Here is a 15244-nt window from a genome sequence, read left to right as displayed (position 1 = left end):
TCCTGCTCAGACGGCCGCCGGCAGCGTGAACTCGTAGACCAGCGCGTCCTGTCGGGCGTCCACGACCAGTTCGGTGATCTCCAGCGGACGGGCGTACTGGTCGTGCACGCGCCGCGTGACCCGTACCGACGCCGCGCCCGCGAGCGGGGTGATGGAGTCCCGGTGGTGAAGGTCCAGGCCCGCCTTGCGCATCCAGTCGTAGGCGCGGTGCAGTTGGGCCGAGGTGGAGCCGTCGGCGCGGTCCCGGTAGCGGGCCAGTTCCGCCACCTCGGCCACGGCCACGTCGGAGAAGGACGTGACGGCCATGCGGCGGCCGCCCCCGTCGGCGCCCGCGGACTCGTAGCGGTGCACGAGGGTCCGGCGGTGCGGGGCCAGGCCCAGGGCCTCGGCGTGGCCCGGCGGGGGCGTCTCCCACGCCACCGTCGCCCGGTCGACGGCGCCCGGATCGGCCGCCCGGGCGCCGACCGGGAAGGTGAGCGCCGCGGGATTCTCGACCGGCAGACCGGGCAGTGTGGCGTGGCTGCCGCGCCGGTCGGTGGCGACCAGGCCGTCGTGCCGCAGCACCTCCAGCGCCTGCCGTACGGTCTCCCTGCTGACCCCGAAGTGCCGGGCCAAGTGCCGCTCGCCCGGCAGCCGTTCGCCGGGCGGGATCGTGCCGTCGCGCAGCTCGCCGAGCAACTGCGTCGCGATCCGCCAGTAGAGGGGCTGTGCCTCGGTGAGCGAGTGGTCGTGCGGGGTGGTGCGGGCCATGCCGCGCCCTCCTGTTGGTGACGTGCCGTAGCCATGCCGACTCATTGCGCCACCAGATCTACCATTGGTCTAAACCAGCAGGGAAGGCCGTCGGGCCGGTTCGGCCGAAACCGGCCCACGGATCACCGCACGCGTCAGACGTACGACCCCAGCCAGCGCATCTTGGCCGCCTCGTGATACGGCCCGCCGCCCTCGTGGTCGTTGAACTCGTACACCTCGATCGCCTTGGCGTCGTGCGCCCAGGCGTTGTAGGCCGCGAAGACGGTCGAGGGCGGGCAGGTCTGGTCCTCCAGGGCGGCCGAGAACAGGGCGGGGGCCGTGCCGCGGGCGGCGAAGTGGACGCCGTCGAAGTAGGAGAGCGTGCGCAGCACGTCCTCGCCGCGGCCGCGGTGCGTCTTGAGGTAGAGGCCGATCTCGCGGTACGGGTGCCGGTCGGTCAGCGTCGCGGCGCGCGGGTAGTCGCACAGGAACGGCACGTCCGGGGCGACGGCCGTCAGGTCCGGCACCAGACCGCCCACGGCGATCGTGATCCCGCCACCCTGGCTGGCGCCCACCGCCACGGTCCGCGAGGCATCCGTCAGCGGATGCGAACGGGCCGCCTCCACCGCGCGCACCGCGTCCGTGAACACCCGCCGGTAGTAGTAGTTCTCGGGTGCGTCGACACCGCGCGTCATGAAGCCGGGGTAGGCGGGCGCCCCGCCCACCGGGTCCGCCGTACCGCCGCCACCGCCCCAGGCGCTGCCCTGGCCGCGGGTGTCCATCACGAAGTGCGCGCGCCCGGTGGACGCCCACAGCAGGTGCTCGTGCGGCAGCCCGCGCCCGCCCCCGTACCCGACGAACTCCACCACCAGCGGCACCGGTTCCTCAGCAGCCGCGGGCAGCGTCAGCCAGCCCTTCACCGGATGACCGCCGAACCCCGCGAACGTCACGTCGTACACCGTCACCGTGGCCAGCCCCGTGTCGACCGGCTCGAAGCGGGCGTCCAGATCGTGTGCGCGGGCCTCCTGGAGTGTCTTGGACCAGAAGGGGTCGAAGTCCTCGGGCACGACGGAGTCACTGCGGTACTCCCGCAGTTCGTCGAGCGGAAGGTCGAACAGGGCCATGGAAGACCGCCTTTGGGAGGAGGGCCTGCGGATGATCACACGGTACGGGGGTGATCGGACCTTTCGCCAGATCATCCCGGGGTCCGCGTCCCGTGCCGACGCCGTGGCGAGTCCGGTCGGCGGCCCGGCCGCAGGGCAGAAGTGCTGGTCGGGGCGGCCGAGTTGGCAGCCGGGCATGCCGGGCGGGAGATCGCCGGCGACGGGCCCATCCTCCCTGGTGGTCGGGTCACCGCCCGCTCTTCAGGCGTCCCGTCGGCTCCACTGCGGCTCGACGCGGGCCCACTCCCGCTCCCACTCCGTGAGCCGGTGCGCGGTCGTGACGCGGCGGAACAGGGCGTGTCCGAGAAGGACGAGGCCCGCAGTACCGGCCGTCGCGCAGACGCCGATCGTCACGGTGTGCTGCCAGATCGTCGCCCCGGTCGTCGGTGGGGAGACGCTGCGGCCAGCGGAGTCGAGCCACACGTCGACCCGCTCACCGCGGAGGGCGCCGGCCGGGACCAGGGCCGTGTCCGTGCGGCGCGTGCCGTCCGGGTCCGTCCAGCGCACCGTCACCCGTTGCTTGCGCTCGGTGCTCTGCACGGTGGGGAGGGATCCCGAGGCCGCCGCGCCGGTCACCTGCGCGCGGATCCGGTGGCGGTCGGCGCGCTGGGCCGCCGCCGTGGCCCGGGCGTCGTCATGGGCCCACCAGCCCGCCACCACCCCGGCCAGCGGCGCGGCCAGGAACAGCAGGACGGCCACCACCACTAGCGCCCACGCCTCCATGACATCGGACCGGCGCCGCAGCGGGTTGTCCCGGCGGCGCCGGCCGGGTGCTCGCGTCCTCGTCACGCCGGCCGCGTACCCGCCGAGGCGCGCGGAAGTCAGCCGAAGCGCTCGATGCGGATCCGGTCGACCGGCTGGCCCGCCTCCACGAGCAGCCGCGAGGCGTGCTCGGCGAACCCGTTGGAGCCGCACACATAGGCCTCCCACCCACCAGGCGGCCGCTCGGCCAGGAGCGGCGCCACATGTGCGGCCGACACACGTCCGACCGGCAGGCCCTCCGGCGCGCTCCGCGTGAACACGGGCGTCGTCTCCGCGCCGTACTCCCGCGCGTAGATCAGCTCCTCGGGGCTGCGCGCCGACACCAGCAGCCGCAGCGGCACGTCCAGGCCGCGCGCCCGGTGGTGGCGGACCATCGACATCAGCGGGACGACCCCGGATCCGGCGCCGATCAGCAGCGCCGGCCGGTCACCGGGCCAGGCGAAGAAGCCGCTGACCGGTCCGCGGACCTCGACCCGGTCGCCGGGCCGGGCGACGGTGTGGAACCAGCCGGAGACCTCGCCGCCCTCGACATGGTCCAGGGTCAGCTCGATGTGCCCGGAGTCGTCGGGCGCGGACGCGATCGAATAGTGGCGCTGGGCCGCGTAGCCGTCCTCGGCGGTCAGCCGCAGCATCAGATGCTGGCCGGGCAGATGCCCCGCCCAGGCGGGCACCGCGAGCCGGACGGTGGCCGCGCGCGGGGTCTCGCGCCGGATCTCGGCGATGGTGGCGGTCTGCCACACCGTCGCCGTCTGCTGACTCACCGCGATACGTCCCGGCACGGCGAAGCGGGTCGGGGGAGTGAAGGTCTCAGTCACCGGAGTACCGCTGCTCCTCCCACGGGTTGCCCCGCTCGTGGTAGCCGTTCTGCTCCCAGAAGCCCGGCTCGTCGTGGTCGAGGATCCGCAGGCCCGCGATCCACTTGGCGCTCTTCCAGAAGTACAGATGCGGCACCAGCAGCCGCGCCGGGCCGCCGTGCTCCGGGGCGAGCGGCCGGCCGTCGTACTCCCAGGCGATCCAGGCGCGCCCGCCGGTGAGGTCCGCGAGCGGGAGGTTCGTGGTGTACCCGGTGTGTGAGTAGGCCACGGCATGGGTGGCGCAGGCATGGGGCCGGACCACACTGAGGAAGGCGTCCAGGGAGACGCCCCCGAACCGCACCCCGAACTTCGACCAGCTCGTCACGCAGTGGATGTCGCCCTCGTAGACCGATCCGGGCAGCGCGTGGGCCTCGTCCCAGGTCCAGGTGCGGGGTTCGTCGACCAGGCCGTCGACGCGGAACGTCCACTCTGCGGGCGCGAGATCGGGCGTGACCTCGGCGGACAGCACGGGCCAGTCGTCGCCGGCGTCGTACTGGCCGGGTGGCAGTCCGGGGTCGGGGACGCGTGGGCGTCCGGTGAAGCCTCGGGTGACGTTCATGCGGGTGGTGCCTCCAGACCGCCGGGACGGCCGTGATCAGTACGTTGCTCATTCAACCGTACTGGTCCGGCCGGGCGGGAATAGCCGCCCGCCGATCTTGCTTGGTTTCTGTGGCGGCGAAGGAGAGAGGGAGCAGATGTCCAAGGCGTACGAGCAGGTCCTCGACAACCCGGCCTGGACCGCGCTGACCGGCCCGCAGGCCCGGCTCGCCGAGCAGCGGGGCCGGGTCCTGCGCTACCCCGCCGAGGTGGCGCCCTGGGTGGCGCTTCCCGAGGACCCGGAGCCCGCCGACTGGGCCGACATCGCCGCTCTCGCCGGTCCCGGCAACGAGGCCCTGCTGATCGGCTTCCGGGGCCCGGCGCCCGAGGGCTGGGAGACCGTCTTCCGCGCCGAGGGCGTGCAGCTCGTCGGCCCGGACGTGGCGGGCGCACCGGACCCCGAGGCGGTCCGCCTCGGCCCGGCCGACGTGCCCGAGATGCTCGACCTGGTCGCCCGCACCCGCCCGGGACCGTTCCGGGCCCGCACCCTCGAACTCGGCACCTACCTCGGCATACGCCGGGACGGTGCCCTGGTCGCCATGGCGGGGGAGCGGCTGCGGCCGCCGGGCTGGACGGAGATCAGCGCGGTGTGCACCGACCCTTCCGTCCGGGGCCAGGGCCTGGCCGGACGGCTGGTGCTCGCCGTCGCCCACGGCATCCAGGAGCGCGGCGAGACGCCCTTCCTGCAGGCGGCCGCGGACAACACCGGCGCGATCCGGCTGTACGAGGCGCTGGGCTTCCGTCTGCACCGCAGCACCGTCTTCCTCGGCACCCACGTCCCGGAGGACCTTCTGGAACCGGCGGCTCAACCGGCGTTGTAGCGCACCAGGTACTCGGCGAACCGCTCCAGATCCTCGTCCGGCCAGTCGGCCGGCCGCTCCCGCACCACCGTCCGCCGCCGCTCGGTGACCTGGGCGAGGAGCCGCCGCCCGGCGTCCGCCAGGTGCAGCACCTGCACCCGGTGGTCGTCCGGGTCGAGGCTGCGCCCGATGAGGCCGTCGCGCTCCAGGGCGGCCACCTGGCGGCTCACGGTGGACTTGTCCAGGGCGTAGCGCGCCGCGAGGTCGGTGGCCCGGCAGCCGCCGTTCATCACAACTCGGCAGACATCGGCGGAGATCACTGGGTAGGCTGACGGCCGTCCGCGGAGCGTCCCGGACGTGTCGCACCGAGGGGGTGAGACCCATTACCGCAGTGTCAGGTCGGGTGCTCTCCCCGCGCGTCGGTGCCGTCGCCGTTCGCCGGTGACCCGAGGAGCGCCCTTCGGATTCCGAGAGGCCCCCTTTGTCTTCCCTGTCTCCCCTTTCCCTCTCCCGTGACGCCGTCGTCGCCACGTTGCGCGCCGCGGGCTGTGTCTTCGCCGAAGACGAGGCACGGTTGCTGCTGACCACCGCCGGCTCCGGGCCCGAGCTCGCCGCCCTGGTGGACCGGCGTGCGGCCGGCCAACCCCTCGAACTGGTCCTCGGCTGGGCCGAGTTCCGCGGACTGCGCATCGCCGTCGAACCCGGCGTCTTCGTCCCCCGCCGCCGTACCGAGTTCCTGGTCGAGCAGGCCCTCGCCCAAGTCCCGGAGGCCCGTGTGGTGGTGGACCTGTGCTGCGGCTCAGGCGCCGTCGGGGCCGCGCTCGCCGCGGCGCTGGGCCCGGTCGCCCTGCACGCCGCCGACATCGACCCGGCCGCGGTGCGCTGCGCCCGCCGTAACGTCGCCGCGTACGGCGGCCAGGTCCACACCGGTGACCTGTTCGGGGCGCTGCCCCCGGCCCTGCGCGGCCGTGTCGACATCCTCGCCGCCAACGTCCCCTACGTGCCCACCGGCGAGGTCGCCCTGCTGCCCGCCGAGGCACGTGACCACGAGCCGCTGACCGCCCTCGACGGCGGCGCCGACGGCCTGGACCTGCTGCGCAGGGTCGCCGGTGAGGCGGCGCGCTGGCTGGCGCCGGGCGGCTGCCTGCTCGTCGAGACGAGCGAGCGGCAGACCGCGGCCGCCGTCGAGGCCTTCACCCGCGGCGGCCTGACAGCCCGCCCGGCGGTGTGCGAGGAGCGGTACGCCCAAGTCGTGCTCGGCACGGTGTCTTTGGCCGTCCCAGGGCCGCCCGGGGCCTAACCCGGCGTCGCCACCCGTGCGATGAGCAGGGCGACGTCGTCGGAGTTGTCGGGCTGGTGCAGTGTGCGCAGCAGGAGGTCGCAGACCTCCTCCAGGGGGCGGTCGGGGCCGTCGAGGAGGCGCAGCAGGGCGTCGAGGCGTTCGTCCAGCGGGTGTTGGCGGGTCTCGACGAGGCCGTCGGTGTAGAACACCAGCCGGTCGCCGGGCTCCAGCGACACGGTGGTGGTGGAGAAGGCCACTCCGCCCACCCCCAGTGGTGCCCCGGTGGGCAGTTCGAGCAGTTCCGGGGCGTGGCCGTCGCGCAGGCGGACCGGTGGCAGGTGCCCGGCGTTGGCGATCCTGCACTGCCGCAGCCGCGGGTCGTGGACCGCGTACACACAGGTGGCGATGGCCTGGTCCAGGCCCTCCGTGGTCCTGTCCAGGTGTTCCAGCAGCCGGGCGGGGTCGAGGTCGAGGGAGGCGAGGGTGTTGGTCGCGGTCCGCAGCCGGCCCATGGTCGCGGCGGCGTTCACCCCGCTGCCCATCACGTCACCGACGACCAGCGCGGTCTTGCCGCCGTCCAGCGGGATCACGTCGAACCAGTCGCCGCCGACCTCCGCCGTGGCGCCCGCGGGCTGGTAGCGGGAGGCGACCTCCAGGCCGCCCGTCATCGGCGGATGGCTCGGCAGCAGACTGCGCTGGAGGGTGAGGGCGGTGTTGCGGGCGTTCTGGTACCAGCGGGCGTTGTCGATCTGTACGGCAGCGCGGGCCGCCAACTCCCGGGCCAGCAGCAGGTCGTCGTCCCCGAAGGGCAGGGGGTTGGTCATCCGCTTCAGGTCGAGGGCGCCCAGCACCTCGCCGCGGGCGATCAGCGGCACGGCCAGATAGGAGTGCACCCCCGCGCGGGCCAGCTGCTCGGCGGCCTCGAGGGAACGGGCGATGCGGGGCAGGTCCGCGGGCTCGACCTCGGCCAGCATCACCGGGCTGCCGGTGCGCACGCACTCGGTGACCAGCCGGTCGGGTGCGTACCGCGCGATCTGGCCGGGCGGATCGGCGGCATCGAGCGCCTCCGACGGATGCTCCGCCTGGACGGCCAGGGCGCGGATCACGGCCGGTTCGGTGGGGCCGAGGATGCTGCGTCTGCCCTCCACCACCGCCTCCAGCAGGTCCACGGCCGCGATGTCGGCGAGCTCGGGGACGGCGACATCGGCCAGTTCGCATGCCGTGCGGTCCAGGTCGAGGGTGGTGCCGATACGGGTGGACGCGTCGGCGATCACCGCGAGGCGCCGGCGTGCCGCCTCGGCCTCGGTCTGCGCCCGGTGCTGCTCGGTGATGTCCACGACCATGCAGGTCACGCCCAGCACGGTGCCGAGCGCGTCCTCGAGCCGGTACAGCGACACCGACCAGGCGTGCTCCTCGTCAGGATCGGCCGGAGTGCGTCCTACGAGGGCCTGGTCGACCAGCGCCGCCCCGCTGTCCAGCACCCGCCGCACCGCGGACTCCAGGGCGTCGGTGTCCAGGTCGGGCAGGACCTCGGGGACGGTACGGCCCAGATGTGCCTCGGCCGGCATGCCGTTGATCCGCTCCAGCGCGGGATTGACGGAGACGAACCGCAGATCGGTGTCGAGGACGGCGAGTCCGGTCGGCGACTGCGCGACCATCCGGGTGGACAGCGCGACGTCCCGCTCCAGTCGCCGCACGGTCGACTGGTCGGCGGCCAGACCGAGCGCGTAGACGTCACCCAGGTCGTCCAGCAGCCGCTGGTTGCGGAACTCCACCAGCCGGGTGCTGCCGTCCTTGTGCCGGATCGGAAAGGCCCCGGCCCAGCTCTCGCCGGTCTCCAGGACATCGGCGAACAGCTTCACCACCAGGTCGTAGTGCTGTTCGTGGATCATCAGCCGGGCGGCGGACCGGCCCAGCGCCTCCTGTGCGGAGTAGCCGAAGAGCTGCTCGGCCTGGGGACTCCACAGCACGATCCGGCCGTCGGTGTCCAGGACGACGGAGGCCACGCCCAGCACATCGAGCAGCCCGGTGGGCCGCACGGGTCCCCGCACGGGTTCATCGCCGGCCGGGGGAGCGGGCAGCGCCCCGGACGCGGCGGCGTGCGCGGGCTGGTCGCCTCCGGCCGGGGGTGGCTCGGCGGCGTGCGCGGGCTGGTCGCCCCGGGCCGGGGGTGGTGTGGGGGTGTGCACGGGCTCGTCACTCCCGGCCGCGGGTGGCGTGGGGGCGCGTACGGGCTTGTCACCCCCCTCCAGGGGCGGCGTGGCGGCATGCACGGGCTGGTCACCCGCTACGGGCCCGTTGCCGCGGTCCACGGGTAGCGCGGCGGCGCGCACCGCCTCGTGATCCGGTACCGGCTCGTCGCTCTCGGCCGCAGGTGGCGTGGGGGCGCTTACGGGCTGGTCGCCTCCGGCCGGGGGCGGCGTGGCGGCATGCACGGGCTGGTCACCCGCTACCGGCTCGCCGCCGCGCCCCATGAGTCGCGCGGCGGCGCGCACGGGCTCGTCATCCGGTACCGGTTCGTCACCCCCGGCCGCGGTTGGCGTGGGCGCGTGCGCGGGCTGGTCGCCTCCGGCCAGGGGCGGCGTGGGCGCGTGCACGGGCTCGTCATCCGGCACTGGCTCGTCGCCGCGGTCCATGGGTCGCCCGGCGCGCACCGGCTCGTCGCTCCCGCCCGCGGGTGGCGCAGGGGCCCGTACCGCCTCGTCACCCCCTGCCAGGGATGGCGTAACGGCCCGCACCGCCTCGTCACCCCCGGCCAGGGGCACCGCGGCGCGCGTGGGCTCCTCGCCCGGTGGCGGTTCGTCGTCCCGGGCCACGGGAGATCCGGCTGCAGTCATCCCACGCACCGCCTTCGCCCTTTCACGCGGCACGCCGTCCCCCGTGCCGACTCCCCCAGTTGTACCGCGCTCAACCGTCTCCGCGACCTCTCGCGTCGCTCACCTCCACCATCCCTCAACACGGGGCCGGGCGTCCGGGCGAGCGCCCCGAAGACGACCACTGCCGTTCCGCTGTTGGTCTGTACATGACCATCTCGGCGCGCCACACTGTCCGCCGAGCACCCGCACCCCACCCCCCCCGATCGAGGAGTCGGCCCATGCCCCTGCATGCCCGGCAACGTTGTCACGCCGTCCTGACCGGACTCGTCGCCCTCGCCAGTGCCGCCGTCCTGTCCGCCGCCCCGCCCGCGTCCGCCGCCGAGACCTGGACCGAGGTCGGCTCCGACCGCGCCGACCCGCTGACCGAGAGCCAGGGTCTGGCCTCCGTGGAGGTCCCGGCCGGCAGTCCCAACCGCTACACCGGTATCGGCACCATCCCCTTGGGCGTGAGCAGCCGGGGCTGGAACCACGTCGGCGACCCGGACGCCACCCACGACGGCTACTACATCGAGCCGTACCAGGCCGACTCCGGCACCGCGAAGATGTTCCGGGTGCAGGCACCGGGCGGCGCCTGGTCGGAGTACGTGCACACGCTCGGCCCCGGAGAGGCGCTGAACAACTCCTGGGTCGCCGTCGCGCCCTCCGGCCAGTGGATGCTGGCCGGCGAGTACGGCACCATGAACCGGCTGCTCGTCTTCCCGACCCCGGGCGCCAACCCGAGCACCTCCCCGTCGGCCAACCTCCCGCAGGTCTCCACCGTCCGCCTGGACCGGCCCGTACGGGACGTGCAGGGCTGCGACTTCTCCGGTCCGACCACCCTGCTGTGCTCCTCGGACGACCCGGCCGGGACCCTGTTCGGCGTGACCAAGCCGCTGCTCCGGATCGACCTGTCCGCCCAGCCGGGCAGTACCGACGTCACCGGCCAGGTCACCGCCCTGCGCCAGCTCCCCCTGCGCAGCCGCTGCTCGGGCACCTTCGAGACGGAGGGCGTCGACTACGACCGCCGTACCGGCACCCTGCGGGTGATCGTCCTGTCGCCGGGCTTCTGCATCCTGACCGACAGCAAGACCTACCGCTTCACCCGCGGCTGAGCCGGGCCTCTCGGGGCTGTGCATCCCGGAATGTGGTGCTTTTCTGGGAGTGCGACACGGTGTCGCGGGGGAACCCGCGCTGTGACGCTGCACGGCCTCGAGAGGAGTGACCACGATGGACACTGAGCGACAGCACCCGGAATCCGTTTCCGTGGAACTGAGCGGATGCAGCAAGGAGGATGCCCGGATCGTGTTCGACGCCCTGTGCGCGCACTTCGACTCGGACCGGTGCTCCGACGACGTACCGCAGGACTGGCACGAGTCCCGGCCGACGGTGTGGCTGGGCACGTTCGACGTCTCCGACCCGCGCCCGGCCGAGCGGCGGCCCGACGGGCGGCTGTCCTCGTCCGTGGAGGCCGATGTGCAGGGCGGCTACTGGGCGATCGAGCGCTTCCGCTCCACCTTGGACGACCTGTTCACGGTGCATGACCTCAGCACCTCCTCCGGTGATCAGGAGCGCGAGCTGCACGTACGGCTGGAAAGTCGGTGACCTGGGTCTCTTCTATTGTGCAACTAGTTGCATAAGCCGTGCGCGGTCCTCTACAACAGGGGTGACGACGCCGCGCACGGAGGGGCCCGATGAGCCGTTACCCGCATCTGCTGAACCCGCTCGACCTGGGCTTCACCACGCTGCCCAACCGTGTCCTCATGGGCTCCATGCACGTCGGCCTGGAAGAGGCCGAGCACGGCTTCGAGCGGATGGCCGCCTTCTACGCGGAGCGGGCGCGCGGCGGCGTCGGCCTGATCGTCACCGGCGGTATCGCGCCCAACGACGAGGGCCGCCCCTACGAGGGCGGCGCGAAGCTCACCACCGAGGCGGAGGCCGAGCAGCACCGGCAGATCACCGACGCCGTGCACCGCGAGGGCGGCCGGATCGCGCTGCAGATCCTGCACTTCGGCCGCTACGCCTACCACCAGGACCTCGTCGCGCCGAGCCCGCTGCAGGCCCCGATCAGCCCCTTCCCGCCGCGCGAGCTCACCGACGCCGACATCGAGCGGACCATCGAGGACTACACCCGCACCGCCCGGCTCGCCCGGCAGGCGGGCTACGACGGCGTCGAGATCATGGGCTCCGAGGGCTACCTCATCAACGAGTTCATCGCCGCCCCGACCAACCGTCGCACCGACCGCTGGGGCGGCTCGTACGAGAACCGCATGCGGTTCCCGGTCGAGATCGTGCGCCGGGTCCGCGAGGCCGTCGGCGAGGACTTCATCATCGTCTACCGGCTCTCCATGCTGGACCTGATCCCGGGCGGCTCCACGCTGGACGAGGTGATCACCCTCGCCCGGGCCGTGGAGGCCGCCGGGGCGACCCTCATCAACACCGGCATCGGCTGGCACGAGGCCCGCATCCCCACCATCGCCACCTCCGTTCCGCGCGGCGCGTACACCTGGGTCACCAAGCGGCTGATGGGCGAGGTGTCGGTCCCGCTGGTGACCACCAACCGCATCAACACCCCCGAACTCGCCGAGGAACTGCTCGCCGGGGGATACGCGGACATGGTCTCCATGGCCCGCCCGATGCTCGCCGACCCGGAGTTCGTGAACAAGGCCGCCGAGGGCCGGCCCGAGGCCATCAACACCTGCATCGGCTGCAACCAGGCCTGCCTCGACCACACCTTCAGCGGCAAGATCACCTCCTGCCTGGTCAACCCGCGTGCCTGCCACGAGACGGAGCTGGTCCTGGCGCCGACCCGGCTGCGCAAGCGGGTCGCGGTCGTGGGCGCGGGCCCGGCCGGTCTGGCCTGCGCGGTCTCGGCCGCCGAGCGCGGCCACGAGGTCACCCTGTACGACGCCGGCGGGGAGATCGGCGGCCAGCTCAACGTCGCCCGCCAGGTCCCCGGCAAGCAGGAGTTCGACGAGACCCTGCGCTACTTCCGCCACCAGCTCGACGCGCGGGGTGTCGACGTACGCCTGAACACGTCCGTCGAGGCCACCGATCTGGAGGGCTACGACGAGGTCGTCGTCGCCACCGGCGTCACCCCGCGCACCCCGGACATCCCCGGCGTCGACCACCCCAGCGTCGTCGGCTACCTCGACGTCCTGCGCGACCGGGTGCCGGTCGGCGAGCGGGTCGCGATCCTCGGCGCGGGCGGCATAGGCTTCGACGTCGCCGAGTTCCTCACCGACGGCGGCGACAAGGCGAGCGAGGACCCCGAGACGTACTTCCGCCACTGGGGCGTCGACATGACGTACGCCGGCCCCGGCGGGCTGGCGGCGCCCGAGCGGCCCGCCCCGCCGCGCACCGTCCACCTGCTCCAGCGCAAGACCACCAAGGTCGGCGCGGGCCTCGGCAAGACCACCGGCTGGATCCACCGCACCGAGCTCAAGCACCGCGGCGTGCGCATGGTCCCGGGCGTGCGCTACGACCGGATCGACGATGCCGGGCTGCATGTCACCGTGGGCGAGGAGAGCACGGTCCTGAAGGTCGACACCATCGTCCTGTGCACCGGCCAGGAGCCGCGCCGCGACCTGTACCGGGAGCTGGTGGCCGCGGGCCGCAGCGCGCACCTGATCGGCGGCGCGGACGTGGCCGCGGAACTCGACGCCAAGCGGGCCATCAAGCAGGGCACGGAGGTCGCGGCGGCCCTGTAGGGCCGTCCCGGGCCGTCCCTAGGATGACGTCATGTCACTCCCGCACGCGATCCTCACCGCCCTGCTCGAAAAGCCGTCCTCGGGGCTGGAGCTGACCCGTCGCTTCGACAAGTCGATCGGCTACTTCTGGTCGGCGACGCATCAGCAGATCTATCGCGAGCTGGGAAAGCTGGAGGCGGACGGGCTGATCCGCGCGCTCGCGTCCGAGCAGCCCGTCCGCGGCCAGAAGAAGAGCTACGAGGTCCTGCCGGCGGGCCGCGCCGAACTGGCCCGCTGGAGCGCCGCCCCCCAGGACCCCAAGCCGCTGCGGGACACGCTGCTGCTGCGGCTGCGCGCGGCGGCCGTGGTCGGCACCGAGGGCATCGCGGCCGATCTGCGCCGCCATCTCGACCTGCACGCCCGGCAGCTGGCCGAGTACCGGGAGATCGAGGAGCGCGACTTCCCGCCCGGAAAGGACGGCCCCGAGGACCGGCTGCGCCATCTGGTGCTGCGGGCGGGCATCGATCTGGAGACCTTCTGGACCCAGTGGCTCACCCACGCGCTGGAGGAGTTCGCCGAGCTGCCCGGCGCCGAGCCTCAGAGGCGGTAGGACTTGGAGCGGCGGCGCAGGAACCAGACGGTCGCCGCGGCGCCGATCGCCAGCAGTCCGCCGCCCGCGGCGAGGGTCAGCGTGCCGTAGTCCTTGGTGCCGCCGCCGACGCCGCCCATGACCCCGCGGGACGGGGAGGCCGTCGCGGAGACGGTGGGCGTGGGGGCCGAGGAGACGACGACGGCCTGGGTGCCCGCGGTCTGGTTGTTGAACGTGCACTGCACCACGACGGTGTACGTGCCCGGGCTGACGCTCGACCAGGCCGCCGACTGCTGGGTGGTCGTGCCCGAGAGCGCCACCTGACGGCCCTGGGCGAAGTCGGCCTGGCTGCTGGTGAGCAGCGAGGCGGTGCCCCAGCTGCCGGTGGAGCTGGTCTGGCTGCACGCGCTGGTGGTGACCGAGACCGTGTTGCCGCTGGTGCTCACGGAGATCCCGGACTGCGCGCCGGCCGTCGGGGTGGTCAGGGCGAGCGGAAGCGCGGCGACGGCCGCCACGGTCAGCCCCGAGCGGACGATTGGCGATGTGTTGCGCATGTGGACTGCCCTCCAGCGGCACGGTTGGCGGTACATCCCTTGCGCCGCCGAGGGTCGGGAAAGGCCCGTGCTGCCTCGGGGTCAGCCAACGTCCTCTGGGCCCGACGCGCATGCGGACGGCACCCGGGCAGGTGACGCGGTCCATCGTCCGGCCCATGGCGGAGCCTTGCTCTCCGTGCCGGGTCCGGCCCATTGCCGGGCCTTGCTCACCGTGCCGCGTCGCCCGTGGTGACCGTGCGCTCGGCCGAGAAGCCGCCCCACGTCCCGTCGGGTAGCCGCGCCCGCAGCCGTACCCGGTGGCGCACGCCCGCCTCCTCGCCCGCGTAGAAGCTGTACGTGGCCTTCTCGAGCGGTTCGTCGCCACCGAACACCACCGAGGTGGCGGGCTTGCCGTCCAGGTGCACCTGGTACTCCGTGATCCGGCCGTCGGCGCGCGGCGGGACCCAGCTCAGGTCGATGTAGTAGGCCCCGTCCTCCTGGTCGCGGTGGCTGGTGGCGCGGAAGCCGGACGGTGCCGTGCCGCGGCCGTCGTCGGTGCCGGGGGTGGTTAGGCGGACGGGCCTGCCCGGCGCGGAGCGGTTGTCGGCGGCGTCCCGGGCACGGACGGTGAAGGTGTAGCGGGTGCCCGGCCGCAGTCCGGTCACGACGGACGCGGTCTGGTTCCCGCCCACACTGTGGATTTTCGTATCGCCCTGATGGATGTCGTACGACACCACCTCCTGGTCGTCCTTCGCCGGGGACCAGGACAGCTGGACGGCCCGGCTGCCCACCGCGCGGCCCCGGAGGCCGCCCGGCGCGCTCGGGGCCGCGCGGTCCGGGGCGGCCGAGGCGGGTGTCGTCGCGCGGACCTTCTCGCTGGGCGGTCCGAGGCGGCCGTCGGCGTCGCGGGCCCGCACGGTGAAGGTGTAGGTGGTGGACGGGCGGAGCCGGGTGACGTCCACCATGTGTGCGTCACCCGGCACGTCCTTGACCTTTGTGGGGCCGCGATACACCTCGTAACCGTCGATGCCCTGGCTCACCGCCACCGCGTTCCACATCACGTGCACGCTGGTCGCGCTGCCCGCCTCGGCCGTGACGCCCCTCGGCGCGCCGGGCAGCGGGACCTGCTCGGCCTGCCCCTGCCCGCCGCAGGAGGCGACCAGGGCGAGGGCGCCGCAGAACAGGGCGCGTCGGTGCGGGCGGGCGGGGACCGGAGCGCGTCGCACGGCTGAGCCTCCTGTGGGGGAACCGGGGCCGCGGCGGCACTCCCGGCGCCGGCACGGCAATGGTCCGGACCAATATGGCGTGGCTGACGCGATCACATCAAGAGGGCGGTGGGGGTGACCGTTCGCGGCGGTTCCGTATGCTGGCCCCTCGACGGCTGAACTCCCCCG

General features: G+C 73.5%; 14 protein-coding genes and 1 pseudogene. 6 read left to right on the top strand and 9 right to left on the bottom strand.

Features of this window, described 5'->3' with window-relative positions; translation table 11 throughout:
- Window positions 1-6: 6 nt before the first annotated feature.
- From ACWD11_RS19555 to ACWD11_RS19535, 5 genes are all read right to left on the bottom strand, one after another.
- On the bottom strand, window positions 7-750 hold the full coding sequence (locus ACWD11_RS19555) for a GntR family transcriptional regulator (protein WP_451284356.1): 744 nt from the start codon (window positions 748-750) through the stop codon (window positions 7-9).
- A 134-nt stretch (window positions 751-884) separates the two neighbouring features.
- Complete coding sequence (locus ACWD11_RS19550; protein WP_451284354.1) at window positions 885-1853, bottom strand: acetylxylan esterase; 969 nt, start codon at window positions 1851-1853, stop codon at window positions 885-887.
- Window positions 1854-2093: 240 nt separating this feature from the next.
- Window positions 2094-2681 carry an Rv1733c family protein gene (locus ACWD11_RS19545; protein WP_451284352.1) on the bottom strand — a complete coding sequence of 196 codons (588 nt, stop codon included), beginning with the start codon at window positions 2679-2681 and terminating at the stop codon, window positions 2094-2096.
- Window positions 2682-2713: 32 nt separating this feature from the next.
- Window positions 2714-3469 carry a ferredoxin reductase gene (locus ACWD11_RS19540; RefSeq protein ID WP_451284351.1) on the bottom strand — a complete coding sequence of 252 codons (756 nt, stop codon included), beginning with the start codon at window positions 3467-3469 and terminating at the stop codon, window positions 2714-2716.
- Window positions 3462-4067: a sulfite oxidase-like oxidoreductase gene (locus ACWD11_RS19535; RefSeq protein ID WP_389417906.1), complete on the bottom strand. Its 606-nt coding sequence runs from the start codon at window positions 4065-4067 to the stop codon at window positions 3462-3464. Before ACWD11_RS19535 ends, ACWD11_RS19540 begins: the two co-directional genes overlap by 8 nt.
- A 136-nt stretch (window positions 4068-4203) precedes the next feature.
- Here ACWD11_RS19535 and ACWD11_RS19530 point away from each other — a divergent pair, with 136 nt between their 5' ends.
- Complete coding sequence (locus tag ACWD11_RS19530) at window positions 4204-4926, top strand: GNAT family N-acetyltransferase (protein WP_451284349.1); 723 nt, start codon at window positions 4204-4206, stop codon at window positions 4924-4926.
- On the opposite strand, the pseudogene ACWD11_RS19525 reads toward ACWD11_RS19530, so the two are convergent.
- Window positions 4911-5192, bottom strand: a pseudogene (locus tag ACWD11_RS19525) (MarR family winged helix-turn-helix transcriptional regulator); the annotation flags it as partial. The gene ACWD11_RS19530 and the pseudogene ACWD11_RS19525 overlap by 16 nt on opposite strands.
- 194 nt (window positions 5193-5386) lie before the next feature.
- On the opposite strand from ACWD11_RS19525, the gene ACWD11_RS19520 reads away from it, so the two are divergent.
- A complete protein-coding gene (locus ACWD11_RS19520) occupies window positions 5387-6205 on the top strand; it encodes a putative protein N(5)-glutamine methyltransferase (RefSeq protein ID WP_451284347.1) in 819 nt (272 codons plus the stop codon).
- On the opposite strand, the gene ACWD11_RS19515 is transcribed toward ACWD11_RS19520, so the two are convergent.
- A complete protein-coding gene (locus ACWD11_RS19515; protein ID WP_451284617.1) occupies window positions 6202-8226 on the bottom strand; it encodes a SpoIIE family protein phosphatase in 2025 nt (674 codons plus the stop codon). The two genes, ACWD11_RS19520 and ACWD11_RS19515, sit on opposite strands and share 4 nt — an antisense overlap.
- Before the next feature lie 1055 nt (window positions 8227-9281).
- Here ACWD11_RS19515 and ACWD11_RS19510 point away from each other — a divergent pair.
- The 4 genes from ACWD11_RS19510 (at window position 9282) to ACWD11_RS19495 (ending at window position 13338) form a co-directional block, all read left to right on the top strand.
- On the top strand, window positions 9282-10154 hold the full coding sequence (locus ACWD11_RS19510) for a hypothetical protein (protein WP_451284345.1): 873 nt from the start codon (window positions 9282-9284) through the stop codon (window positions 10152-10154).
- 115 nt (window positions 10155-10269) lie between these two features.
- A complete protein-coding gene (locus ACWD11_RS19505) occupies window positions 10270-10644 on the top strand; it encodes a hypothetical protein (RefSeq protein ID WP_389417910.1) in 375 nt (124 codons plus the stop codon).
- A gap of 89 nt (window positions 10645-10733) precedes the next feature.
- Window positions 10734-12749 (top strand): oxidoreductase, encoded by a 2016-nt coding sequence (locus ACWD11_RS19500; protein ID WP_451284343.1) that lies wholly within the window; start codon window positions 10734-10736, stop codon window positions 12747-12749.
- Window positions 12750-12780: 31 nt separating this feature from the next.
- Window positions 12781-13338 carry a PadR family transcriptional regulator gene (locus tag ACWD11_RS19495; protein ID WP_389417912.1) on the top strand — a complete coding sequence of 186 codons (558 nt, stop codon included), beginning with the start codon at window positions 12781-12783 and terminating at the stop codon, window positions 13336-13338.
- Here the strand turns inward: ACWD11_RS19495 and ACWD11_RS19490 are convergent.
- Both ACWD11_RS19490 and ACWD11_RS19485 read right to left on the bottom strand, forming a co-directional pair.
- The gene (locus tag ACWD11_RS19490; protein WP_451284341.1) at window positions 13326-13871 is read right to left on the bottom strand and encodes a hypothetical protein; all 546 of its coding nucleotides are present in this window, start codon (window positions 13869-13871) and stop codon (window positions 13326-13328) included. The two genes, ACWD11_RS19495 and ACWD11_RS19490, sit on opposite strands and share 13 nt — an antisense overlap.
- Before the next feature lie 206 nt (window positions 13872-14077).
- Window positions 14078-15076, bottom strand: coding sequence for a fibronectin type III domain-containing protein (locus ACWD11_RS19485; protein ID WP_451284340.1), 999 nt, complete (start codon window positions 15074-15076; stop codon window positions 14078-14080).
- Window positions 15077-15244 lie beyond the last annotated feature (168 nt).

The organism is Streptomyces sp. NPDC002776, assembly GCF_053592195.1.
The sequence above is the reverse complement of the archived record's forward strand: the minus strand, read 5'-3'. Positions and strand labels throughout refer to the sequence as shown.

Bases quoted from the DNA above. Each gene is read 5' to 3' on its own strand.
- ACWD11_RS19530 (WP_451284349.1), top strand. From the start codon at position 4,204: ATGTCCAAGGCGTACGAGCAGGTCCTCGACAACCCGGCCTGGACCGCG.
- ACWD11_RS19490 (WP_451284341.1), bottom strand. From the start codon at position 13,871: ATGCGCAACACATCGCCAATCGTCCGCTCGGGGCTGACCGTGGCGGCC.
- ACWD11_RS19495 (WP_389417912.1), top strand. From the start codon at position 12,781: ATGTCACTCCCGCACGCGATCCTCACCGCCCTGCTCGAAAAGCCGTCC.
- ACWD11_RS19555 (WP_451284356.1), bottom strand. From the start codon at position 750: ATGGCCCGCACCACCCCGCACGACCACTCGCTCACCGAGGCACAGCCC.
- ACWD11_RS19550 (WP_451284354.1), bottom strand. From the start codon at position 1,853: ATGGCCCTGTTCGACCTTCCGCTCGACGAACTGCGGGAGTACCGCAGT.
- ACWD11_RS19500 (WP_451284343.1), top strand. From the start codon at position 10,734: ATGAGCCGTTACCCGCATCTGCTGAACCCGCTCGACCTGGGCTTCACC.
- ACWD11_RS19505 (WP_389417910.1), top strand. From the start codon at position 10,270: ATGGACACTGAGCGACAGCACCCGGAATCCGTTTCCGTGGAACTGAGC.
- ACWD11_RS19510 (WP_451284345.1), top strand. From the start codon at position 9,282: ATGCCCCTGCATGCCCGGCAACGTTGTCACGCCGTCCTGACCGGACTC.
- ACWD11_RS19535 (WP_389417906.1), bottom strand. From the start codon at position 4,067: ATGAACGTCACCCGAGGCTTCACCGGACGCCCACGCGTCCCCGACCCC.